Here is a 23648-nt window from a genome sequence, read left to right as displayed (position 1 = left end):
CCCCCCGGCCTCACAACGCCCCGTCAGACGCATCAGCACTCGGACTAGCCTCAACCGTCGGCGCAGCGCTCGGCGCCGCCACCGGCTGCGCGCTCATCAAGGCGGTGGCTTCCAACTGGTCCAGCGCGCGTTCAGCGGCGGTGTAATCGCGGGCGTGGGCTAGCCAGTCGGCGGCGGCGGCGTTGCCGGGCATGCGTTCTACTTCTGCGGCGGCGGCTTCGACTTTGCCGCCCGCGAGGAAGGCGCGGGTGCGGACGAGGCGGCTTTCGGGGGCGGGGGAGGGCATGTCGTCATGGCGAACGACGAACAGACCGGAGACCTGGCGGCTGAACCAGTCCCATGTGCCTTCATCGGGCGAACCGCCGACGAGGGTGGGCGCGAGCAGTTCGAACTGTTCGGAAAGCTGGGCGAGGGTGACCGGTGCGGCGCCCGCAGCGATCACGCGGTCCACCGCAGCGCCTTGTGTCGCGCCGAAGCGGACGCGCAATTGCGTTTCGATCCAGCCGAGCGGCTGGCCGCGTTCAAGCGCGCGGCGCGCGGCAAAGGCGAGCAGCAGCGACTCGGCGTGGGTGGCATTGGCCGAGGCGGCGATGGCCTGGGCGTTGAGTTCAGCGAGGCGCTGTTCGAGCATGGCGACCTTGGCCGAAGTCCCCGCCAGTTGCGCCTGTGCGGCGGTATCGACAGCGGCGAACGTCGTTGTTGGTGTGGCGCTTGGGGCGGCGATGAGTTGCGGCACACCTTCCGAAACATCGAGTTCGATCAAGCCATTGCGCCAGCCGAGCCATGCCGCGCCGACCGCGCCCGCGAGCAGGCAGCCCGCGAGAAGCGCGGCAATGGTCCGTCCGCGCATGCCGCTACGCTCGGGCGCTACGCGCGGTCTGTCCCCAAAATCCTGCATGCGTTTTTTCTTGTCCTGTCGCCCCGAAGTCACACTGTCTGGCACATTCGCGCGGCGAGTTCCAGCAGGTCCGCATCGGTTCTAGTCCGAGCCACCGCGATCTGGCCCCAGCCGGGGCCGGCCAGTTCGCCTATGCGCGGGGCAAGGCAGGCGAGGTAGATATTTGATCGAACAATTTCAAGCCGTTCGCATTCCGCGCGAAAATGCCGCGCTGCTTCGCCCGAATGGAGCAGGGTGACCGCGCGACCAGAGAGCAGCGCCGCAAGTTCGCCCGGAACGGGGCAGGGCTGCGCGGCATAAACGGTTCGGGTTTCGATCTGCACGCCGTCTGGTGGCACAAGTTCCACCCGGTCCAGCCCGGCAAGCCGCAGATAACGGCCCGGCGAGAGCGTTTCGACCAGCGGTTGCAGCCCGCCCTCGCCAGTGCGGTTTACCGTGAAACCGGCGCCGCGCGCAAATTGGGCGGTCGTCTCGCCCACGGCGGCGACAGGGATTTGCCTTAGCGCATCAAGCTGCGGCCCGCCGTGTCGGAACACATTTGCGCTGCCTGCGAGGATCGCGGTGAAGGGGCGTTCCGGCATGTCCCAGGCGCGCGGAGCGACGTCGAACAGCGGGAAGCCGTGGGCTGCGAGGGTCATGGCTTTCGCAGCGGCGAGGGTGCCCGTATTGCCCGGTTCGGGGCGGATCACGATCAGCGGAAGCGAAGTCATGGCGCTCCGCTGAAATGCACGGTCACCGATTCAGGGGCCTCTGCCAGCAGGCGCTGGGCGAGGCGGGCGGGGCCATCTGCGTCGTGCGGAGCGAAGGTTTCGCTGGCTTCGACGCGCTCTGCACCATCGGGGCTGAAGATGGCGGCGCGCAGGGTGAGCGAAGATGCATGGGCAGTCGTCAGGACCGCAATCGGGCTGTGGCAATTGCCGCCAAGCGCGAGAAGCAGCGCGCGTTCGGCGCGGATGGCATCATGGCTGGGCGTGTCATCGATGGCGGCAAGCCAGTGGCGCAGGTCATCCCGCTCGACAAGGCATTCGATGCCGATTGCGCCTTGGGCGGGGGCGGGGAGCCATTCGAATTCGGATAGCGGATGGCCAACGCCAGTTTCGCCAAGTCGTTCGAGGCCCGCAGCGGCGAGCAGGGTAACGTCAGCCTCGCCTGCCTGCAGCTTGGCGAGGCGCGTGGCGACATTGCCGCGAAAGCCGACGATCCTCAGGTCTGACCGGGCGTGGAGCATCTGCGCGGCGCGGCGCGGCGCGCTGGTGCCGACGCACGCGCCGGGCGGGATGGCATGGATAGAGGGCGCACCTACCAGCACGTCGCGCACATCGGCGCGGGGAAGAACGGCGGCGATGGCGAATTGTTCAGGGCGGACGGTCTCGACGTCCTTCATCGAATGGACCGCAAAGTCGATCTCGCCCGAGATCAGCCAGGCGTCGAGTTCCTTGGTCCACAACGCCTTGCCGCCGATCTCGGCCAAAGGGCGGTCCTGAATCTTGTCGCCGCTGGCGGTGACGGGGACCAGTTCGACCATCGTTTCGGGCCAGCCATGTGCGGCGCAAAGGCGTGCGCGGGCCTCAAAGGCTTGCGCCATGGCGAGCGGAGAGCGGCGGGTGCCGAGCTTGAGCGGCTGTTTGGGAGAGGCTGATGTCATGCGCCGCTTGCCGTAAACGGGATTATCTCTAGAGGAAAGCGCCTGATGGCCCTGATCCTTGGCATAGAATCCAGTTGCGATGAAACCGCCGCCGCGGTGATCGACAGCAATGGCGCGTCGCTGGAGACGCGTATCGTGGCGCAGCGCATCGCTTCGCAGGATGAGGCGCACCGGCCCTATGGCGGCGTGGTGCCCGAAATCGCAGCCCGTGCCCATGTCGAAGTGCTCAGCCCGATGATCGCGGCGGTGCTGGCCGATGCAGGGCTTGGCCTTGGCGGCATGGACGCGATTGCAGCGACGGCGGGGCCGGGGCTGATCGGCGGGGTCATGGTCGGGTTGGTCACGGGCAAGGCGCTGGCGATGGCGGCGGGCAAGCCGCTGATCGCCGTCAACCATCTGGAGGGCCACGCGCTTTCGCCGCGTCTGGCCGATCCGTCGCTGCACTATCCTTATCTGCTGCTGCTGGTTTCGGGCGGGCATTGCCAGATTCTGGAAGTGGCAGGCGTGGGGCAGTATCGCCGCCTCGCCACGACCATCGACGATGCGTTGGGCGAGGCTTTCGACAAGACCGCGAAGATCCTCGGCCTCGGGTATCCAGGCGGGCCTGCTGTAGAGCGGATGGCGCGTGAGGGTGACCCCCGTGCGGTAAAGCTGCCGCGCCCGCTGGTGGGCAGCGGTGAGGTGCATTTCTCGTTCGCCGGACTGAAAAGCGCGGTGATGCGAGCGAAGGATGCGGGGATTTATGCCGACGCGGACATCGCGGCTTCGTTCCAGCAGGCGGCTATCGATTGTGTGGTGGACCGGACTCGGATTGCGCTGGCCGCCGCTTCGCCGGGTATGACCGCGCTGGTTGTGGCGGGCGGGGTTGCAGCCAATGCGGCGTTGCGGGGTGCGCTGGAGGCGCTGGCGGGCGCGCATGGGCTGCCGCTGGTCGCGCCGCCGCCGAAACTGTGCACAGACAATGCCGCGATGATCGGCTGGGCTGGTGCCGAACGCTTTGCTCTGGGATATGTCGATGCACTCGACGTGGCGGCGCGCCCGCGCTGGCCGCTCGATGACAATGCCGCGCCCGTGCGCGGTGCAGGGGTGAAGGCATGACCGTGGAAGTGGGTGTCGTCGGCGCAGGAGCATGGGGCACTGCGCTGGCACAGATGCTGTCGAGCGACGGGCGCCAGGTGCTGCTGTGGGCGCGCGAGCCGGAACTGGTGGCCGAGATCAATGACGAGCGCCGCAACGGACTGTTTCTGCCCTCGGCGCAGTTGAACGCCTCGATCACCGCGACCGACAATCTGGCCGAGATGGCCGCAGTGCCCGTGCTGCTGCTGGTGACGCCAGCGCAACATCTGGCGCGCGTTCTGGGCGGGATTGGCCGGGATGGCGGCGACGTGGTGCTGTGTTCAAAGGGGATCGAAGCCGGAACCGGGCGCCTGATGGCTGACGTTGCCCGTGACGCCGCGCCGGGCGCGAGCCTTGCCGTGCTGTCCGGGCCGACATTCGCGCATGAGGTGGCCGCTGGCCTGCCGACGGCAGTGACGCTGGCCTGCGCGGGCGGCGAGGCGCAGTGGAAGCGGCTGTCTGCTGCCATCGCGCGGCCCGCGTTCCGGCCCTATTATTCGGACGATATCGCGGGCGCGGAGATCGGCGGCGCGGTCAAGAACGTGCTCGCGATTGCTTGCGGCGTGGTCGATGGGCTGCAGTTAGGACAGAACGCGCGTGCGGCGCTGATCAGCCGCGGCTTTGCCGAAATGCAGCGGTTCGGGCTGGCGCTGGGCGCAAAGCCGGAAACGCTCTCGGGTCTTTCGGGTTTGGGTGACCTTGTGCTGACCTGTTCTTCCACCTCGAGCCGCAATTTTTCGCTGGGCAAGGCGCTGGGGGAAGGCGCGAGTGCGAGCGAAGTGTTGGGATCGCAGACGACCGTGGCCGAGGGCGCGTTCACCGCGCCGGTGCTCGCCGAACTTGCGCGCGGGCGGGGCATTTCGATGCCGATCGTCGAGGCGGTGGTGACATTGCTCGAAGGCGGTGCGCCTGCGCGGGACGTTGTCGCTGGGCTGCTTTCCCGACCGCTCAAGGCGGAAAACCCGCTTGTCTGACGCTGCCTCGCCCCCTCCCGGCCAGCAGGACATTGCCGCGCTTGCAAAGGGCGGGCGCACCAATTTTCTCGGGTTCCTGCTGCGGCTGCTGGCGCGCATCCCGTTCCTGATCATCGCCAGCCGCTTCTATGGCGCACCTGCGATGGGGCGGTTCGCCTCGGCGCTGGTCATGGTCGAATTTGCGGGCATGCTGGCGACGCTGGGGCAGAAGCGCGGCCTTGCGCAGCGATTGGCTGAGGGCGACCAGCATCCGGCGAACAGCGTAGGCGATTCCTTCCTGCTGGCGATGGCGCTGTCGCTCGGCATGGGTGCGGTGATCTATGCGTTCCCGCAGTCGATGTATCCGAGCAGCGCGTTCTCGCTTGCTGACCGGTTGCTGGTGCTGGCCATACCCGGTTTGGCTTTGGGCGACCTTGCATTGGCGGCATTGGCCTATCGTTTCGACGTGGCGGCAACCGTGCGGGCGCGCTCGGTGGTGGAGCCGTGGACGATCTCGATTGCGGCGGGCGTGTTCTATTTCGTCTCGCCGGAATCGGGCCTGAGTCTGGCCTATCTGCTGTCGGTCTGGGCGGCGACGGCGGTGGCGATGTTCTCGCTGGTGCGATCCTACGGGCTTCCCCATGCGTGGAAGCCGCGCCCGATGTTGCTTTGGGAACTGGCCCGGCGCAACTTGCCCTTGGCAGGCGCCGATGCGGTAGAGTGGGGGACGCGCAAGCTCGACGTATTCATCCTGCGTTTCTTCGTGGGCGAAGCGCCGCTGGGCATCTACTACTTCGCGCAGCAGTTCGCGTCCTTGCCGCAGAAGCTCAAGACCAGCTTCGAACCGGTGCTGGGGCCGGTCATCACGCGCAGCGTGAAAGACAAGGACTACGCCGCGATTGCCAAGCAGGTGTGCCAGGTGGGTTTCTGGATCAGCGCGGCGCAAGTGGGCATTGCGATGGCCCTGGGCATTCCGGGCGAAGGGCTGATGGGCCTTGGCGGGCCTGCCTTCGTGTCGGGCACAGCGGCGCTGGTGTTCCTGCTCGTGGCCGAAGTGGTGGCTTCTAAGGCCGTGGTGAGCGAGGCGGCGCTGGTTTACCTCGCGCGGATGCGGAACCTGTGGATCAGCCTTGCGACGATTGCGGTCCAAGCGGTGCTGACGATCGTGCTGATCGTCGCGGCGCGCAATGCGGGCTGGGGGCCGATGTATGTCGCGGCGGCGGCTGCGCTGGCGCTGGCGCTTTCGCTGGGCCTTTCGTCGGCGGTGAAGTCACGCGTGCTGTCCCGCATTCTCGGGCACAGCATCAGCAACTGGCGCTGGGGCCTTGCTTGGGCGGTGATCCCGGCGGCAGCGCTTGGCACGGCGGTGACATGGTTGCCTGAATGGGCCGAACTTTCGCTCGGCATTCCCGCCATTCTGGGTATTTATTGCTACATGTTGTGGGTCCGGTCGTTCGGGCCGGAAGACCGCGTGCTGTTCCGCAAGCAGCAGGCGGCATGATGGGCGTGAGGGAGTGGCAATGCTCGAACTGATCGAGACGAACCAGGTTGTGCTGGCGGGAATCGTCCTGCTGGTGGCGTTTGTCGTGTGGTGGCTGTGGGGACGCACCAAGCCCGCGCCGACCAAGCGCGATTACACCGACGTACTGTCGGAAGGCGCGGCACCTGCCGAGCGTAATAGCGCCTTGATCGAGGCACCAAGTGCGGCGGCGCTGGTCACCCCGCCGCCGGGCGTGGGCACGATGGCCGGGATCGGCGAGATCGTGGCGATTGCCGCTGCGGATGAAATTGCCGAGGCGCAGGCTGATCCGGGCGGCGATGATCTCGGGCGGATCAAGGGTGTCGGGCCGAAGCTCAAGACGCTGCTGACATCGCTTGGCGTGACCAGCTATGCGCAGATCGCGGGCTGGACCGACGCGGATATTGCCCGGATTGACGCGCAACTGGGTTCCTTCGCCGGACGCGCAACGCGCGACAACTGGGTCGAACAGGCGCGCTTGCTGGCGAGCGGGGATACCGCTGCCTACGAGGCGAAGTTCGGGAAGGTTTAATCGACCACTCGCGCAGGGGCGACAGGCTCTGGCGCTGTGGTAGGCGCGGTGGTTCGGCACCGCGAGATGACATCGCGCGCCGCGCCGCCAGCAGAAACCTTGATCATCCCGGCACCGGGCAGCGTGCCGGTATAGGCCCCGCCAAGGACTTTGGCGCGGGCGTCGTCTGCCGTTAGCGTGCCCTGCCACAGATAGCCGCGCTGGCCGGGAATGGCGGTGGCGTCCACCGGCAGGCGCATGATCCCTTCGTCGCCGACCAACGCGAACAGTGCCTGTGCGCCGACCGGCGCATAGGCGTGGCGCGTGACGACCAGCACGCCGGTGCGGCACGCAATCGAGACCAGCGGCTGTTCGCCCGGATTGCCGTACCGTGCCGACATACCATCAGGCGCAGCAGCCCAGGCGGGTTGGGAAGTGCTGTCTGGAACACCCGGAAGCGTCTCGCCCTCAGGCAGCGCCATGCGCACGGCATTGTCCGGCGCGCCTTCGCGGGTGGACGGCGCCGGGGATTTGGAGCAGGCGGCGAGGGTGAGCGCTAGCGCGAGGGTGGTGATCCGGAACTTCATGTGAAGGTTCAGGCGGCGCGCGGTACGATCTGGTCGAGATCCCCACTGATAGCGCGTTTGGCTTCGCGGATTTCGTACTGATCCTGCAGGCGCAAGAAGAAACCTTCAGACATGCGGAAATAGCGGGCGAGGCGGAGATCGAGTTCACCGTCCACACGCGATGTTCCGGCGATTACAGCGGATAGGCGTGCCACATCCACGCCAATAGCAGCGGCCAGCGAGGCGCAATCCAGTTCCAACGGCACCATGAATTCCGACACGAGCAGTTCGCCTGCGTGCGGATTGTGCAGCCATTCGCCATCAGTGGTAATCGGTGATTTCGACATCGTAGGCATTTCCGTCATTCCAGACGAAGCATATGCGCCATTGTTTGTTAATGGAAATGGAATGTTGGCCTGTGCGGTCGTACTTCAGGTCGTGAAGGCGGTTGCTCGGCGGGTTCTTGAGGTCGTCCAATTCGGCAGCCGCATCGAGCATCGCCAGCTTTGCAAGGGCGCGGCTCTGGATATCAGCAGGCAGCTTGCGGCTGCGCTGGCCGAGCCAGATGGCCTCGGTTTCCTTGTTGGCAATGCTGACTATCATGGCTGCACTCCGTTTGGACGGATTCGCCCAAAAACAAAAAGGAGTGCTCCCCCACAGCCCCGATAGTCCGAGTCATTCGGGGTCTTGTCAAGGCTTTGGCTGCGCTTCTATCCACCAGTTCGTTCTACCTGCATATCCCAAGTCGCCTTACCTCCCCCACTTCGTCTTCTGGCTCTTCCCGTACCGCGTCTTCCGTGTCCCCGGCTTGCCCTCGTTGCTCCGCCCCACGATCGGCGCCTTGTGCTCGCCCGCTGGCAGCCCAAGTTCCGTCGCCTCAAGCCGCCGGATCTCGTCGCGCAGCCTTCCAGCTTCCTCAAACTCAAGATCTGCCGCAGCGTTGCGCATGCGCTTTTCGAGATCCTCGATGTAGCCGCGCAGGTTGTGGCCGACGAGGTTGTTGACGCCGTCATCTTCGATGTCGACCAGCACGCCATCGCGGCTCGCGGTGTCGGCAACGATGTTGTGGATGTCGCGCTTGATCGATTGCGGGGTGATGCCGTGTTCGAGGTTGTATGCCTCCTGCTTGGCGCGGCGGCGGTCGGTTTCGGCGATGGCGCGTTCCATCGAGCCGGTCATCCGGTCGGCATAGAGGATCACGCGGCCATCGACGTTGCGGGCGGCGCGGCCGATAGTCTGGATCAGCGAGGTTTCGCTGCGCAGGAAGCCTTCCTTGTCGGCATCGAGTATACAGACGAGGCCGCATTCGGGAATGTCGAGGCCTTCGCGCAATAGGTTGATGCCGACGAGCACGTCATAGACGCCAAGGCGCAAGTCGCGGATCAGTTCGATGCGCTCCAGCGTTTCGACGTCGGAATGCATGTAGCGCACGCGCAGGCCCGCTTCGTGCATGAACTCGGTGAGGTCTTCGGCCATGCGCTTGGTCAGCGTGGTGACGAGCGTGCGGTAGCCTTGCGCGGCGACCAGCTTGCACTCCTGGATGCAGTCCTGCACCTGATCCTCGACCGGGCGGATGAACACTGGCGGGTCGATCAACCCGGTGGGGCGAATGACCTGTTCGGCGAAGACGCCGCCTGCCTGCTCCATTTCCCACTGCGCAGGCGTGGCCGAGACGGCGACGGTCTGCGGGCGCATCGCGTCCCATTCGTTGAAGCGCAAGGGGCGGTTGTCGATGCAGCTGGGCAGGCGGAAGCCGTATTCGGCAAGCGTCAGCTTGCGGCGGTGATCGCCTTTCGACATCGCGCCGATCTGCGGCACGGTCTGGTGGCTTTCGTCGAGGAACAGCAGGCAATTGTCGGGCAGGTATTCGAACAGCGTCGGCGGCGGTTCGCCCGGCAGACGGCCAGTCAGGAAGCGACTGTAGTTCTCGATCCCGGCGCAGCTGCCGGTGGCCGCGATCATCTCGAGATCGAAGTTGGTGCGCTGTTCGAGCCTCTGGGCTTCGAGCAGCTTGCCCTCGGCTTCGAGTTCCTTGAGCCGCTCGGTCAGTTCGAAGCGGATGGCCTGGGCGGCCTGCTGCATCGTCGGGCCGGGGGTGACGTAGTGCGAGTTGGCATAGACGCGCACGTTGGTCAGCTTCGCGCCGGTCTTGCCGGTGAGCGGATCAAATTCGGCGATGGATTCGATCTCGTCGCCGAAGAAGCTGATGCGCCATGCGGTGTCATCATAGTGCGAGGGGAAGATCTCGAGATTGTCGCCGCGCACGCGGAAGTTGCCGCGCGCAAACGCCACGTCGTTGCGCTTGTATTGCAGGGCGACGAGCTTGCGGATCAGTTCGCCGCTGTCGACCGACTGTCCGGTTTTGAGGTCGAAGATCATCGCCGAGTAGGTTTCCACCGAGCCGATGCCATAGATGCACGAAACCGACGCGACGATGATCACGTCGTCGCGTTCGAGCAGGGACCGGGTGGCCGAGTGGCGCATCCGGTCGATGGCCTCGTTGGTCGAGCTTTCTTTCTCGATGTAGGTGTCAGACCGGGCGACGTAGGCTTCGGGCTGGTAGTAGTCATAATACGAGACGAAGTACTCCACCGCGTTGTCGGGGAAGAAGCTCTTCATCTCGCCATAAAGCTGCGCTGCGAGGATCTTGTTGGGAGCAAGGATCAGTGCGGGGCGCTGCAGTTCCTCGATCACCTTGGCCATGGTGAAGGTCTTGCCCGAACCGGTCACGCCGAGCAGGACCTGGGTCATGTCGCCCTCACGCCCGTTTTCGCCGCGCAAACCCGCGACGAGGTCGGCGATGGCGGTGGGCTGGTCGCCTGCGGGCTGGTATTCGGAGACGACCTTGAACGGGCGGCCTCCCTCGATCTTGTCGGGGCGTTCCGGGCGGTGGGGCACGAACGTGCCGGAGGTGTCGGGCTCTTCGAGCCCTCTGCGGATAACGAGTTCGGCCATGGGCAAGGATATGGGGAACAAACCACGTCCGTTCAACCGGCTTGTAGGGCAATGCGCCCCGTCACGGTGACCTGCCGCACTGGCGCTTTTTTCCGGTCGTGATAGCCTCGGCCCATAATCAACGAGGGAGTGCCCGATGCGCGCCGCTTATGCCCTGATCCTTGCCGCCTGCCTTTCCGCCTGTGGGGACGACAAGCAGGTGGACGAGAAGAACGCCTCGACCGCGCAAGTGGCCAAGAAGGTGGCCGATGCCGGGATGAAGCTGACGCCGGGGCGCTGGGAGCTCACGATGAAGTTCAACAAGTTCGAGGTGGAGGGGATGCCGCCCGAGGCCAGGCAGCAGATGCAGGCGATGATGGGGCAAAGCCGCACGTTTGCTTCGTGCCTGACCAAGGAAGAAACCGAGAAGCCAGACGGTTCGTTCTTCGGCCAGACGGGCGAGGACTGCCGCTACGACTCGTTCACGATGGGCGGCGGCAAAATCGATGCGGCGATGACCTGCAAGGGCACAGAAGGCGAGGGCACCGCCTCGGCGAAGATGACCATGGTCGGCACCTACAGCGCCGACGCCTATGACATGACCATGGCGATGAAGGGCATGGCGCCCAATGGCAAGGCGATGGCCATGGAAATGGCCTTGGTGTCCAAGCGCACCGGTGAGTGCAAGGGCGACGAGGATAAGTGATCGTCCCATTCTTGACGCAAATGTGAAACAATTACGCCACGCTGGCGTTCATCGGTGGTTAGGCCGATAGGGCGCAGGCAATGGCAATGATGTTCAAGCAGGCAGATAGTGCGAACGGCGGCGGGCAGATTTCGGCCCGACTCGCGTTGCTGCGTGACGAGATCGTGCGGCGGCAGGCGCTGGCGTTTCAGCCGCGTCCTGCAGGTTCGCGCGGGCCAGCGTGGGAGCGGTTCCTCGGTGAACTGAGCACGCCGGTCGAGCACTGGCAGGCGATGCGCAAGGCCCGCCCGGCAACCGAACTGGCCGGCGCATCCCGGCCTGTCATGCTCCTGCCCGGTTTCGGCACGCATCCGGTGCGGATGAAGCCGCTGGCGCGCGTATTGGAAGCGGCAGGGCACCGGGTGAGCGACTGGGGGCTGGGCTTCAACTTCGGGCCGAGCGAGGAACGCTTCGAGCGGCTGTGCGAGCGCGTTGTGGCGATGGCGCGCAAGGAAGGCGAGCCGCTGGTGCTGGTCGGCTGGAGCCTTGGCGGTATCTTCGCGCGCGAAGTGGCGCGGCTGCACCCCGAGGCAGTGCGGCTGGTGATTACCATGGGCACGCCGTTCTCGGGCGACCGCCGTGCCAACAATGCCTGGCGCGCTTATCAGCTGATCGCGGGGCATTCGGTGGACGATCCGCCGGTCGGACGTGACATGGCGGTCAAGCCGCCAGTGCCCACTGTGGCCTTGTGGAGCGCGCGCGACGGGATCATTTCGCCGCGCTCGGCCTGCGGGCGCAAGGGCGAACGCGATCTGGCCGTGCCGATGCGCTGCACGCACCTTGGCTTCGCCGCACACCCCGACGTTGCCGCCACGGTCGGACGATTGATCGACGCATACTGATTGCCGCTTTCGACAGCCGCAGAACACCGGATTCAAATTATTTCGCAGGTGCAGCATTCGCGCGCTTGGCAAACCCGATTCGTTGTGCAAGCTTGGACGCCAGACGGGATGTGCCTATGAAAAAAACTCTGCCCTCGTCATATGACGAGATGCTCGATGCCGATGGCTCGGTGCGGCCTGCATATGCGGGATACTGCAACTGGCATGACGAACAGCCGCCAGACCTTTTGCGGCGCAAGGGCAGTGAGGCGGAGGCCTTCTTCCGGCGCACCGGGATCACTTTCAATGTCTATGGCAACGAGGATGCCGAAGAACGGCTGATCCCGTTCGACATGGTGCCCCGCATCGTCACCGCGCAGCAATGGCGCAAGCTGTCGCGCGGGATCGACCAGCGGGTGCGGGCGCTGAATGCGTTCCTGCATGACCTCTATCACCGCCAGGAAATCGTGCGGTCGGGCCGGTTGCCCGCGCGGTTGCTGAAAGGCAACGTGGCGTTCCTGCCGGAGATGGTTGGCTTCACACCGCCGGGCGGGGTCTATACTCACATCGTCGGGATCGATCTTGTCCGCACGGGCGAGGATGATTTCATGGTGCTGGAAGACAACGCCCGCACGCCCTCCGGTGTCTCCTATATGCTGGAGAACCGCGAGACGATGATGGCGATGTTCCCGGAACTGTTCACCCGCGTACGGGTGCGCGAGGTTTCGGACTATCCGCGCCGCCTCGCCCGCAGCCTTGCGGCTTGCGCGCCGCCCGCGTGCGACGGCAAGAAGCCGGTGGTCGCGGTGTTGACGCCGGGCATCTACAATTCGGCTTACTTCGAGCACGCGTTTCTCGCCGACCAGATGGGCGCAGAGCTTGTCGAGGGCAGCGACTTGCGCGTCGAAAATGGCCGCATCGCGATGCGCACCACGCGCGGGTATGAACCGATCGACGTGCTCTATCGCCGTGTGGACGATGAATACCTCGATTCGTTGACGTTCAATCCGAACAGCGTGCTTGGCGTACCCGGGATCATGGATGTCTACCGCGCTGGCGGCATCACCATCGCCAATGCGCCGGGCACCGGAATTGCCGACGACAAGGCGATCTATTCGTTCATGCCAGAAATCGTCGAGTTCTACACCGGCGAGAAACCGATCTTGCAGAACGTGCCGACGTGGCGCTGTTCGGAGCCGGAAGCGCTGAAGTACGTGCTCGACAACCTCGCCGATCTGGTGGTCAAGGAAGTGCACGGTTCGGGCGGCTACGGGATGCTGATCGGGCCGACCTCGTCGAAGCGTGAACTGGCGGCGTTCGAGGCCAAACTGCGTGCCCGGCCTGAAAACTATATCGCGCAGCCGACGCTGTCGCTTTCGACCGTGCCGATCCTGACCAAGGCGGGCCTCGCGCCGCGCCATGTGGATTTGCGGCCCTTCGTGCTGGTCAGCCCCAATGGCATCGACATCACGCCGGGCGGTTTGACGCGCGTCGCGCTCAAGAAGGGATCGCTGGTGGTCAATTCGTCGCAAGGCGGTGGCACCAAGGACAGCTGGGTACTGGACGACTGATGTTAGGCAGATCCGCAAACGGCATATTCTGGCTGTTCCGCTACCTTGAACGCGCGGAGAACATCTCGCGCCTGATCGAGGCGGGCTTCCGCATGGCGCTGACCCGCGATGCGTCGGACGCGTCTGACGAATGGCGCTCGCTGATCGTCACTCTCGGGCTGCGGCAGGCATTCGAAGCGCGTCACGGCAAGGAATATACCGGCCCTCACGTGTTCAACTTCATCCTGCGGGACCGCGACAACGCGGGCAGCATTCTGGCGATGGCCGAGGAGGCACGCACCAACGCGCGCATGGTGCGCGGAGGGATCACGCGCGAGGTGTGGGAATCGGTCAACGACGGCTGGATGAAGCTGAAAGACGCGCTGGCAAGGCCGGTGCCCGAAACGCGGCTCGGCGATGTGCTTGATCAGGTGCGCCGCCAGTCGACCCAGGTGCGCGGTGCGATGGAAGGCACCATGCTGCGCAACGAGATCTACAACTTCGCGCGGATGGGCAGCTTTATCGAGCGGGCTGACAACACTGCGCGCATTCTCGACGTGAAGTATTATGTGCTGCTGCCGTCGGTGTCCTATGTCGGATCGAGCCTCGACAATGTGCAGTGGGAAAACGTGCTGCGCTCGGTCGCCGGGGAGCGCGCCTATCGCTGGCTCAACGCCGGGCGCATGGACCCGCGCGGCATTGCCGAGTTCCTGATTCTCGACGGACGTTTTCCGCGCAGTCTGGCGTTCTGCTATTCCAAGCTGCGCTCGAACCTCGCCAGCCTTGCGCGCGAATACGGCAATGAGATGCACAGCCACGAACTGCTGCGTGATGCCGACTGCCAGTTCCATCAGGCCACGATTGACGGCATTTTCGAGCAGGGCCTGCACGAGTTTATCGGCAAGTTCATCCGCGCCAACACCGCGCTCGCGCTGCAGATTCAGCGCGACTACCGTTTTACCGAATAGGTTTCATCATGCGTATCGCGGTTGACCATACGACGCACTACGTCTTTTCCGAGCCGGTTTCGCGCGGGATGCAGCGGTTGCGGCTGATGCCCAAGGCCTCGTCGGGCCAGCGCGTGATCGAATGGAACATGACCTTCGAAGGCGCGCAGCTTCAGGTCGAATACGACGATCAGAACTGCAATCACGTCTCACTGATCTCGTTCGATTCCGGCGCCCGTGAAGTGACGATCCGCTGCCACGGCATTGTCGACACGAACGACGAGGCCGGTATCATCGGGCGTCATTCGGGCTTCATGCCGATGTGGTTGTTCCTCGAGCAGACCGATCTGACACGCACTGGCCAGCGGATGCGCGGGTTGATCGGTGGGCTGCCGTCCGAGAGCAATACGGTTACCGCGCTGCATAGCCTTTCCGCGCTGATCCGCGACCGTGTGGAATATGCCACCGGCCACACCGATTCGGCGACCACTGCCGAGGGCGTTCTGGCGGCCGGGCGCGGCGTCTGCCAGGACCATGCCCATGTTTTCATCGGTGCGGCACGGGCGCTGGGCATTCCGGCACGCTACGTCAGCGGTTATCTTATGATGGATGACCGTGTCGATCAGGACGCGGGCCACGCCTGGGCCGAAGCCTTCGTCGAAGGTCTGGGCTGGGTTGGCTTCGATATATCCAATGGAATCAGTCCCGATGCTCGTTATGTCCGCGTGGCCACGGGGCGCGACTACCGAGATGCCGCGCCGATCACAGGGATCCGGTATGGATCGCGTGATGAATCCATGCACGTGAAGCTTGCCGTGCAGCAACAGCGTGTGGAACAATAAGACAGATCGGTGACCTTGGGGGTTCGGAGTCGGCGCGCGCGCCGGACGAGGTTATTGCAGGCTGGAAACATCGGGGCAGGCCAATGACGTATTGCGTGGGAATGGTGCTCGACAAGGGACTTGTCCTGATGAGCGACACCCGCACGAATTCGGGCGTCGACAACATTTCGGTGTTTCGGAAGATGTACCACTGGTCGGTGCCCGGCGAACGCCAGATCACGATCATGACCGCTGGCAACCTCGCCACGACCCAGGCCGTGATCTCGCAGATGGAGGAGCGAAACAAGGCGCCAAGCGACCGGCGGCCCTCGATTCTCGAAGCCCCGACGATGTTCCAGATCGCCACCCAGGTAGGGGGTTTGCTGCGCAGTGTGATCGAAGGGCGCCAGGAAGGCGGCATGCAAAGCGAGGGGCCGCGCTTTACCGCATCGATGATCGTCGCAGGCCAGATCAAGGACATGGAACCGCGCCTGTTCATGATCTACCCCGAAGGCAACTTCATAGAGGCCAGCTTCGATACGCCCTTCTTCCAGATCGGCGAGACCAAGTACGGGCGCCCGATCCTGCTGCGCGGCTATGACCGGACGATGAGCTTTGAGGACGCGGTCAAGCTGCTGATGGTGTCATTCGATTCGACACTTGCGGCCAACCTCTCAGTGGGTCTTCCGTTCGACCTGATGGTGATGGAGCGAGACAACTTCGAACCGCTGCATCAGCGGCGCATCCTCGCCAGCGATCCTTACTTCAAGGCGATCTCGTCGAGTTGGAGCGAAGCATTGCGGCAGGCGTTCCATTCGCTGCCCGATTACTCGTTCACCCAGAATGGTGAACAACCGGGCGGAAACTGACACGCCACGGGAAGGCGGATGGCCCGGAAAGTTGAGGGTCGATTGGTTAACGACGGCTTGCCAAATTCGCCCTGAGTCGAGCAATCCTGACCGGGCCTGCACGAAAATTGCCATGTGCAGGCAATTCTGGGAGGATGATTGATCCGTTCCCGAAGCGATCGTCCTAAGGAAAATCCTGTAGGTAGGCCGCGTTTGCCAACTTATTCAGTTCATTACGAAGCTAACGTCTGTGGCCATCGGACGTCGGCAGGTGATTAATCACCGGCATGGCTGATCGTGTAACACTCCACATCCTCGATGGTGACTCCGCCCGCAGGGCACAGCTCGCACGCCTAGCGTTTGCAGCTGGCCATCATGCTGAAATCTATGCCAACGCCGGGGAACTGCTGGCGCATGCGCCTTCAGGCGGTCTTGTGCTGGCACAGGACGATCCTGTCGGGGACGGTATACCCAACCTGATTACCGCGATGATGCATGCCGGACACTGGCTGCCCGTCATCGCCATTTCCGAAGTGCCCGAAACATCTGCGGTGGTTCGCGCGATAAAGGCCGGTGCGCTCGACTATCTGCCCATGCCTTCGCAGATCGCGCCGCTCAATGAAGCCATTGCCAATGCAGCGCGTGAGGCGGATTCGTTCCGTGCCCAGCGCGCCCGTGCTGCAGAAGCCCGCCAGCGCATCTCCCGGCTCAGCACGCGCGAACGCGAAGTGCTTGACCGTCTGGCCGAAGGTTGCAGCAACAAGGCTATTGCCCGCGAACTGGACATCAGCCCGCGCACGGTTGAAATCCACCGCATGAAGATGATGGGCAAATTGGGCGCGCGCCACGCTGCCGAAGCGGTCCGGCTGCGGATCGAGGCGACCGGTCTGGACGATCTGGCCGCCTGACGCGGCATTTCTAGCGGCAGAACGGCCGCATGCCGCCGGGCTCAAGGTGCAGGTGATCGCGGTGGGCGGCGTTGTAATCGGGCGTCAGCACCGTGCCGAAGCGTTTGCAGGCGCTATCGCGGACCGTGCGCAGGAAGGCGCGCGTCTGCGGTGAGGGTGAGTTCCAGTCGGCCACCACGCTGATCCGCCGCCCGTCGGCCAGCCGGAATGCGGCGATGTCGACCGCGCTGGCGGTGGCGTGTGCGGAAAGGCGGGTAGTGCCTGCGACGTTGCGGCACGAATAGCTGCCCATCGTTTCGATCCGGGCAAGCGGGCTGCCGAGGATCTGCCGCGCCGCGCGGTCCACCCCGTAGCGCGCCCAGCGTTGCAGCGCGGTAGCAACCGGGCAAGATACCGGACCGAGATTGGCCACGTCGAGCCGTCCCTCGTCGCCGCGCAGCCAGCCGAGCCTGACCGTGCCGACGGTCGAGCAGCCTGCACCGAAATACTGGTCGGGTAGCGGCGTGAAGTTGGCCTGAGTCGCGCCAAGCCCTGAAAGACAAGCGCGGCCTTGCGGGGTCTGGGTGATGGAGGCGCCGGTCCCGCGCGACGGCGTTCGCTGCGGGGCATCGGGCGAACCGATGCAGCCTGTCAGCAACGCGGCCAAGGTGAGTGCAAAGATCGCTCTTTTGCTCATCCTCACAGCGTGCCACCACGTGGTTAGCGCCGGGTTAACGGCGCGACGAACGGTGCGTGGGAAGCTGCGCGGAAGGTGCGCGGCAATTTGCATGGTGGGCGCTGACGGGCTCGAACCGCCGACCCTCTCGGTGTAAACGAGATGCTCTACCAACTGAGCTAAGCGCCCGCTCTCGCAGGAAGCGCGCTATTGCGAGGTTTTTGGGGATTCGTCAATGGCTCTGACGCTTCCGTGAAAAGGTTCGTTTCAGTCGTCCACGCCATAATGATCGGCCAGTTCGCTGGCGGTGAAGCCGTGGGTGTAGGATTGCGGGTCGAGCGGGAGCATCGTCGCGTTCCACGCTTCCCATTCTGCCTTGAGGCTGGCGAAGGCTTCGGGCTGGCGATCCTTGAGGTTGGCGCGTTCGAGCGGGTCGGCGGCGACATTGAACAGGAATTCGTTGTCCGCGATCTTGAGGTATTTGAGGTCGCCGCGACGGGCCGCGCGCTGGGCGTGGTTCTTGTAGCGCCAGAACAGGGTGCGTGCGGGCAGGGACGCACCGCCGATGGCTGGGGTTATGTCCACGCCGTCGCTGGGGAAGCGGGCGTCCGGCGCGGCGCCGGCAGCCGCAAGGAACGTGGGCAGCCAGTCCATCGAGATGATCTGGGCGTCGCTGGTGGCGCCTGCCTTGGTCACGCCGGGCCAGCGCACGATGGCGGGAATGCGCAGGCCGCCTTCGAGCAATTCGGTCTTGCGGCCACTGAACGGCCAGGTGTCGGAGAAACGCTCGCCGCCATTATCGCTGGTGAAGACGACGACAGTGTCTTCCGCCACGCCCGCCTTGTCGAGCGCGCCGAGCACGCGGCCGATCTGGTAGTCGAGACGGCGGACCATGGCGGCATAGATCGCGGCGCTGCCGCCGTCGAAGTGGAACAGGGCCTTGAGGTCCTTGGCCTTGGCAATGCGCGCGGATTCGCTCGCATCGTCCGGCCCTTCCCATGGCCAATGCGGCGCGGTGAAGTGCAGGCTCATGAACCATGGTTGGGCACCTGCCGATGCCACGCGGATCTCGGCAATGGCGCGGTCGGCCAGAAGATCGGTGAGGTAGCCCGCCTGATCGACCGGGGTTGGGCCGTCCCACAGGTCGAGTTGCCCGTTGCTGGTGGCGTGGGTGTAGTAATCGACGCCGCCGCTGCGGATGCCCCAGAAGGTCTGATAACCACTCTGCACCGGATCGAAATCGGGCAGGCTGCCAAGGTGCCACTTGCCGATGAGCGAGGTGCGGTAGCCCGCTTTCGCCAGCTGCGAGGGCAGGGTAGGATGCGACGAAGGCAGGCCGATGTTCTGGCGAAAGGCCAGCGGCTCCTCAAGGCCGACGGGCAGGCGATACTGGTAGCGCCCGGTGATCAGGCCGACGCGGGTGGCGGTACAGACCGCGCTGTTGGCATAGGCGTTTGTGAAACGCAGGCCGTCTGCCGCAAGCCGGTCGAGCGCGGGCGTTTCGAAATCGCGGCGACCATAACAGGACAGGTCCGCAAAGCCGAGATCGTCGGCCATGATGTAAAGGATGTTCGGGCGCTTGCGGCGCGCGCGCGCGATGGCGGGCGTGGCTGCGGCGGCCAAGGTCGCTGCAGCGCCTTGCAGGGCCGAGCGGCGGCTGAGGCGGGGCGTAAGTGGTATGGTCGTCATCGGGCGGTCCATGGTTTCAAAGGTGAAGGACCCGCGCGTGGACGCGTAAGGCAAGCCGATCCTATACGCGGCGGCTTGATTGTCTATCATTTACATAGACAATCAAGCTTTAGCGTCAGCAAGTTATCCTTTTGCGGCGAATGGGCAAGCTGGCGGTTGACGCCAAAGACTCAACTAGATAGGTAGAGATTAACCCGCATGGCTATCGGTGATCAGGCCGTCATGCATTTCAAGGGTCCTGATCCGCGGGATTTGATCGGGAAGCAGCTTGCTCCGCGTTACCAATGGCTAAAGCGCGCGATGCTGGGGCGACAGCGCCAGGCATCGTGTTCCCCTCAACAATGAGGTGATACGATGCAAATCATGATGATGCGCGCCTGACGCGCAAACCTGCCGATATGTGACACAGCTTCCGCCACCCTGAACGGGCGCGGGACGGTCATGCCGGCTTTCCAGAAATAACGCAATTTCGGCGCGGACCTGCCTTGGCAGGCCGGTGCCGGGAGGAGTGCGTCATGCGACCGCTTACCAGTTCCGATCTTGCGGATCTGGCACTGTATCCCGCGTCTCTGCAGCAGTCGATTGTTGCTCTTTGCGGCGTCGCCACAGGCAGCACCGAGCGCGGACCCGTGCCCGTTACCGCCAACATCTACCGCCGCCCTGGCGCGGCGAACACATCAACAGGGTTCAGGGAATAATAGAATGAACAGGGCTATTTCTTGCGTGCAGCGTCACTTTACTCTTTCGGGCGTCGCGCTTGCGGCACTTACGCTCGGTGGGACGGCGCGTGCAGCCGACACAAACGTGCAGCCCGCTGTGGTCGACGATCTGGCAGCCGATGCTGCGTCTGATGCGGGCGGTGAGACCATTGTGGTGACCGCATCGCGCCGCCGCGATGAGAATGTCCAGGACGTGCCCGTTGCGATCAGCGTGATCACCGCCGAAACGCTGGAAAAGCGCGGTGATTTCACGCTCGGCCAGATCCAGCAACAGGTGCCGAGCCTGCAAGTGTTCAGCTTCAATCCGCGCAACACCAACATCAACATTCGCGGCCTTGGCTCGAACGTGGCGCTGACCAACGACGGGCTGGAAAACGGCGTCGGGTTCTACATCGACAACGTCTATTACGGGCGTGTCGGCCTCTCGCAATTCGACCTCGTCGACCTGCAGAGCATCGAGGTGTTGCGCGGGCCGCAGGGCACGCTGTTCGGCAAGAACACCACCTCGGGCGTGGTCAACATCACTTCGAAGAAGCCGACGTTCGATCCCGAATTCTCGGGCGAGGCGACCCTTGGCAATTACGGGTTCTATCAGGTGCGCGGCTCGGTTTCGGCAGGCGTCCTGCCCGATCTGCTGGCAGTGCGCATTTCAGGCGCGGTCAGCGAGAACGACGGCTTCCTGTTCAACAAGACCACCAACACCCGCGCCCAGAATTACCGCAACGAGAGCGTGCGCGGACAACTGCTGTTCACGCCGACGCCCGACTTCGAGCTGCGCATCATCGGCGACTATGCCAAGCAGACGCAGGACCATGTGCTAAGCGTCTTTGCGGATCTGCACACGACTTACGCCAATGGCGCGACGATCCCGAACAACTTTGCCGCTCGCGCCGCGCGTTTCCCCGGTTACACGCTCCCTGCATTCCAGCCGTTCGACCGGATCGGCGAGGCGGACAGCCATTACCAGTCGAACATGGAAGGTTACGGCGTTTCGGGCGAAGCCAATCTCGACCTTGGCGGCGCGGCGCTGACATCGATCACCGCCTATCGCTGGTGGGATTGGAACCCGGCCAACGACGGCGACAGCACTTCGCTGCCGATCACGACCAAAGCGCAGCAGGCCAATCGCCAGCGCCAGTTCAGCCAGGAAGTGCGGCTCGCCTCCCAAGGGAATCGATCCGTGGATTACGTGATCGGGGCCTACTATTTCTGGCAGACGGTCAAGGGCTATGGCGCGACGCGCTACGGTTCGGCGGCGGCGCTGTGGAACTTGCCGGCGGTCAACCAGACCATCGCCAACGCCGCGCTCAACGGGTTTGAGGCGAACTCCACCTCGACGCCCGAAACCAAGACATTTGCCCTGTTCGGCCAGACCGACTGGCATTTGTCGGATGCGCTGACGCTGACCACCGGCCTGCGCTGGTCGCACGAGAAGAAGTCGGGCGCGTTCAGTCAGTTCTGGGTGGATGGCGCCAATCTCTCCGGGTTCACGCCTGCGCAAGTGACAGCGATCAATGCGATCCGCAGCCAGTTCAATCCGGTGACCAGCTTTGCCACCAAGTTCACCGACAACAGCCTGTCAGGCCTCGTCACGCTCAACTGGAAGGTCGCGCCGGAGGCGAATGTCTATGCGAGCTATTCGCGCGGCAACAAGTCGGGCGGGCTCAACCTGACCGCCCTGCCAGCGGGAATCGCGCCCGATGTCGCGCCCGAAAAGGTCGACGCGTTCGAGCTTGGTTTCAAGTCGCAGTTCCTGGATCGCCGCGCCACGTTCAACGCCGCCGCGTTCTGGACCGAAATCCGCGATTACCAGACCGCGATCACCGAGCAGGTGCCCAACACCGTCAACGTGCGCCAATATATCGCAAATATTCCCAAGGTGCGTTCGCGCGGGATTGAGGGCGATCTGGCGTTCAGCGCCAGCGACAACTTCTCGGTCAACGCCTCGGCCAGCTACACCGACGCCAAGTATGTCGAATACACCAACGCCCCGCAGGCAGTGGAGAACCTCAACCTGGGCGGCATTCAGGATCTTTCGGGCAAGCCGCTTTCGGGCGTGCCGAAGTTTTCTTACTCCATTGGTGCAGACGCCAAGGCACCATTGGGTGAACTCGGCGGACGTGAGGTCGGCCTCTATGCGCACGCCGATTACGCTCACCGGTCAAGCTTCAACACCTCTGCTACCAATTCGGCATGGGCGCAGGTTCCGGGCTTCGGCATCGCCAATGCGCGCATCGGGCTGAAGACCGATGACGGGCTGTGGGATCTCTCGGTCTGGGCGCGCAACCTGACAGGTGAAGACTACTTCCTCAACCTTACCGCCGCGAACACCGGCGTGGTCACGGCCCAGGTGGGCGACCCACGCACATTCGGTGTCACGCTGCGAACCCGGCTGTGAGGTCCTGACATGACCGTGATCCCGCTTTCCCCATCCACTGCACGCTTCGCGCGGCTTGGGGCGATTTACCTGCCAGTCACGGCGGCGGCGCAACCTGTCATGGCATGGCTTCCTGCAATCCTTGCCCGGGACTTCGGGCTGTCGCTGGCGCTGGTTGGATCGCTCTACCTTGCGGGTCAGTTGTTCAACAGTGTGCTCGACCCGGTGGTCGGCGCACTGAGCGACCGGACCCGCAGCCGGTTCGGGTGCAGGCGTCCGTGGATCGCGGCGGGCGGCGTGCTGTTCACGGGCGGCAGCGCGATGCTGTTCTTCCCGCCGGACAGCATCGGCGCGGCATGGCTGGTGGTGGCGCTTGCCGCCTATTATTCCGGACTTTCATTGATCTCGACGCCGCTGCTCGCCTGGAGCGGCGAGGTCGCGCCGGGATACCATGACCGCACCCGCGCCGCTTCGACCTTCACGCTGATACAGTCGGTCGCGCTGGTTGCGGCGCTGGGGCTGGCGGCGATTGCGCAGAAGCTGCAGCCCGGTGACGGGCGCCTGCAATTGACACTGTTTGGCCTGCTCGTGCTGGCCAGCGCGGTTCCCGCCTTGTGGCTGACGCTGACCACGCGCGAGGAAAAGGCATCACCCCTTACGCCCGCGCTCTCGCCGGTCACGTCGCTGTCTCCCTCAGCCGCCCTGCGCGCGGTGTTCGGCAATGCGCTGCTGCTGCGCGTGCTCGCCTCGGACGCGGCGGTGCGGGCGGGGCAGGGCATCCGCACCACGCTACTGTTGTTCTATGTGACGTTCTACCTAGGGCGGCCCGAATGGGCGGCGGGGTTGTTCCTGTTCCAGTATGCGTTCGGCATGCTCGCCGCGCCGATCTGGCAGCGCATCGGTGTGCGCCTCGGCAAGCGCAACGCCGCGATCCTCGCCGAAGTGCTGCAGGCCCTTATCAACCTCGCGCTTGTGCTGACCACGCCTGACCTTTTCTGGCTCGTGCTGCTGCTCGCTTTCGCGCAGGGCCTTACCCAAGGCTCGGGCAATATCATGCTGCGGTCGATGGTGGCCGATGTTGCCGATAAGCACCGCGTCGATACCGGCGAGGAACGCGCCGGGCTGTACTATTCGGTGTTCGGTCTGGCTGACAAGATCGGCGGCGCGCTCGCCGCTGGCATCGCCCTGCCGCTGATCGCGTGGTTCGGCTTCGACCCGAAGGCCACCAATACCCCGCAGGCGCTCGACGGACTGCTGCTCGTCTTTGCGCTCGGCCCCGCTCTCGCCCACGCCATTTCCGCTGCGGTCATCACCGGCTTCTCGCTCGATGCCGACCAGCACAATGCAATTCGCCTCCGCCTGAACTCCGCAGACGACCCTGCGCTCCAGCCGGCCGAATAAATCCCCCTACTGCCCTCACAGTCCC

At 64.4% G+C, this 23648-nt stretch carries 23 protein-coding genes and 1 tRNA gene; 14 read left to right on the top strand and 10 right to left on the bottom strand.

The window, feature by feature from the left end:
• Positions 1-10 precede the first annotated feature (10 nt).
• From RM192_RS13710 to hemC, 3 genes are read right to left on the bottom strand one after another with little or no spacing between them, the layout of a single operon-like run.
• Positions 11-898: a hypothetical protein gene (locus tag RM192_RS13710; protein ID WP_311508110.1), complete on the bottom strand. Its 888-nt coding sequence runs from the start codon at positions 896-898 to the stop codon at positions 11-13.
• A 29-nt stretch (positions 899-927) separates the two neighbouring features.
• On the bottom strand, positions 928-1608 hold the full coding sequence (locus tag RM192_RS13705) for a uroporphyrinogen-III synthase (protein ID WP_311508109.1): 681 nt from the start codon (positions 1606-1608) through the stop codon (positions 928-930).
• The gene (gene hemC / locus RM192_RS13700; protein WP_311508108.1) at positions 1605-2543 is read right to left on the bottom strand and encodes a hydroxymethylbilane synthase; all 939 of its coding nucleotides are present in this window, start codon (positions 2541-2543) and stop codon (positions 1605-1607) included. Before hemC ends, RM192_RS13705 begins: the two co-directional genes overlap by 4 nt.
• A gap of 45 nt (positions 2544-2588) precedes the next feature.
• Between hemC and tsaD the strand changes: the two genes are divergently transcribed.
• Genes tsaD through RM192_RS13680 form a run of 4 tightly spaced genes read left to right on the top strand, consistent with a single transcriptional unit; the run spans position 2589 to position 6663 of the window.
• Positions 2589-3641, top strand: coding sequence for a tRNA (adenosine(37)-N6)-threonylcarbamoyltransferase complex transferase subunit TsaD (gene tsaD / locus RM192_RS13695; RefSeq protein WP_311508107.1), 1053 nt, complete (start codon positions 2589-2591; stop codon positions 3639-3641).
• Positions 3638-4633 (top strand): NAD(P)H-dependent glycerol-3-phosphate dehydrogenase, encoded by a 996-nt coding sequence (locus RM192_RS13690; RefSeq protein ID WP_311508106.1) that lies wholly within the window; start codon positions 3638-3640, stop codon positions 4631-4633. The genes tsaD and RM192_RS13690 overlap by 4 nt, the downstream gene beginning before the upstream one ends.
• Positions 4626-6113: a lipopolysaccharide biosynthesis protein gene (locus RM192_RS13685; protein ID WP_311508105.1), complete on the top strand. Its 1488-nt coding sequence runs from the start codon at positions 4626-4628 to the stop codon at positions 6111-6113. Before RM192_RS13690 ends, RM192_RS13685 begins: the two co-directional genes overlap by 8 nt.
• Positions 6114-6132: 19 nt before the next feature.
• Complete coding sequence (locus tag RM192_RS13680; protein WP_311508104.1) at positions 6133-6663, top strand: hypothetical protein; 531 nt, start codon at positions 6133-6135, stop codon at positions 6661-6663.
• Here the strand turns inward: RM192_RS13680 and RM192_RS13675 are convergent.
• The 4 genes from RM192_RS13675 to uvrB all read right to left on the bottom strand — a co-directional run bounded on the left by RM192_RS13675 (position 6660) and on the right by uvrB (position 10163).
• A complete protein-coding gene (locus RM192_RS13675) occupies positions 6660-7229 on the bottom strand; it encodes a hypothetical protein (protein WP_311508103.1) in 570 nt (189 codons plus the stop codon). The genes RM192_RS13680 and RM192_RS13675 overlap by 4 nt on opposite strands.
• 8 nt (positions 7230-7237) lie before the next feature.
• On the bottom strand, positions 7238-7555 hold the full coding sequence (locus RM192_RS13670; protein ID WP_311508102.1) for a HigA family addiction module antitoxin: 318 nt from the start codon (positions 7553-7555) through the stop codon (positions 7238-7240).
• Positions 7530-7811: a type II toxin-antitoxin system RelE/ParE family toxin gene (locus RM192_RS13665; protein ID WP_311508101.1), complete on the bottom strand. Its 282-nt coding sequence runs from the start codon at positions 7809-7811 to the stop codon at positions 7530-7532. Before RM192_RS13665 ends, RM192_RS13670 begins: the two co-directional genes overlap by 26 nt.
• A 147-nt stretch (positions 7812-7958) precedes the next feature.
• On the bottom strand, positions 7959-10163 hold the full coding sequence (uvrB, locus tag RM192_RS13660; RefSeq protein ID WP_311508100.1) for an excinuclease ABC subunit UvrB: 2205 nt from the start codon (positions 10161-10163) through the stop codon (positions 7959-7961).
• 136 nt (positions 10164-10299) lie between these two features.
• Between uvrB and RM192_RS13655 the strand changes: the two genes are divergently transcribed.
• The 7 genes from RM192_RS13655 (at position 10300) to RM192_RS13625 (ending at position 16782) form a co-directional block, all read left to right on the top strand.
• A complete protein-coding gene (locus RM192_RS13655) occupies positions 10300-10848 on the top strand; it encodes a DUF3617 domain-containing protein (RefSeq protein ID WP_311508098.1) in 549 nt (182 codons plus the stop codon).
• Between the two features lie 89 nt (positions 10849-10937).
• Positions 10938-11729: an esterase/lipase family protein gene (locus tag RM192_RS13650; RefSeq protein ID WP_409233833.1), complete on the top strand. Its 792-nt coding sequence runs from the start codon at positions 10938-10940 to the stop codon at positions 11727-11729.
• Between the two features lie 116 nt (positions 11730-11845).
• Positions 11846-13279, top strand: coding sequence for a circularly permuted type 2 ATP-grasp protein (locus RM192_RS13645; protein WP_311508096.1), 1434 nt, complete (start codon positions 11846-11848; stop codon positions 13277-13279).
• Complete coding sequence (locus RM192_RS13640) at positions 13279-14226, top strand: alpha-E domain-containing protein (protein WP_311508095.1); 948 nt, start codon at positions 13279-13281, stop codon at positions 14224-14226. Before RM192_RS13645 ends, RM192_RS13640 begins: the two co-directional genes overlap by 1 nt.
• An 8-nt stretch (positions 14227-14234) precedes the next feature.
• Complete coding sequence (locus RM192_RS13635) at positions 14235-15047, top strand: transglutaminase family protein (RefSeq protein WP_311508094.1); 813 nt, start codon at positions 14235-14237, stop codon at positions 15045-15047.
• Between the two features lie 83 nt (positions 15048-15130).
• Entirely contained in the window at positions 15131-15895 is a 765-nt protein-coding gene (locus RM192_RS13630) for a proteasome-type protease (protein ID WP_311508092.1), read from the top strand.
• A gap of 266 nt (positions 15896-16161) precedes the next feature.
• Positions 16162-16782 carry a LuxR C-terminal-related transcriptional regulator gene (locus RM192_RS13625; RefSeq protein ID WP_311508091.1) on the top strand — a complete coding sequence of 207 codons (621 nt, stop codon included), beginning with the start codon at positions 16162-16164 and terminating at the stop codon, positions 16780-16782.
• Positions 16783-16792: 10 nt separating this feature from the next.
• Here the strand turns inward: RM192_RS13625 and RM192_RS13620 are convergent, their stop codons facing one another.
• From RM192_RS13620 to RM192_RS13610, 3 genes are all read right to left on the bottom strand, one after another.
• Positions 16793-17458 (bottom strand): extensin family protein, encoded by a 666-nt coding sequence (locus tag RM192_RS13620; RefSeq protein WP_311508090.1) that lies wholly within the window; start codon positions 17456-17458, stop codon positions 16793-16795.
• 92 nt (positions 17459-17550) lie between these two features.
• Positions 17551-17626 (bottom strand) — tRNA-Val (locus tag RM192_RS13615).
• A 78-nt stretch (positions 17627-17704) separates the two neighbouring features.
• A complete protein-coding gene (locus RM192_RS13610; RefSeq protein ID WP_311508089.1) occupies positions 17705-19126 on the bottom strand; it encodes a sulfatase-like hydrolase/transferase in 1422 nt (473 codons plus the stop codon).
• A 515-nt stretch (positions 19127-19641) separates the two neighbouring features.
• On the opposite strand from RM192_RS13610, the gene RM192_RS13605 reads away from it, so the two are divergent.
• The 3 genes from RM192_RS13605 to RM192_RS13595 are packed head-to-tail and all read left to right on the top strand — an operon-like array spanning position 19642 to position 23623.
• Positions 19642-19824, top strand: a complete 183-nt coding sequence (locus RM192_RS13605) for a hypothetical protein (RefSeq protein WP_311508088.1) — start codon at positions 19642-19644, stop codon at positions 19822-19824.
• Positions 19825-19828: 4 nt separating this feature from the next.
• Entirely contained in the window at positions 19829-22243 is a 2415-nt protein-coding gene (locus RM192_RS13600) for a TonB-dependent receptor (RefSeq protein ID WP_311508087.1), read from the top strand.
• Positions 22244-22252: 9 nt separating this feature from the next.
• Positions 22253-23623 (top strand): MFS transporter, encoded by a 1371-nt coding sequence (locus tag RM192_RS13595; RefSeq protein WP_311508086.1) that lies wholly within the window; start codon positions 22253-22255, stop codon positions 23621-23623.
• Positions 23624-23648: the final 25 nt, after the last annotated feature.

This window comes from Novosphingobium sp. MMS21-SN21R, assembly GCF_031846015.1.
Lineage (GTDB): Bacteria > Pseudomonadota > Alphaproteobacteria > Sphingomonadales > Sphingomonadaceae > Novosphingobium.
Note: the sequence above shows the minus strand (reverse complement) of the source record. Positions and strands in the feature narration are given on the sequence as shown.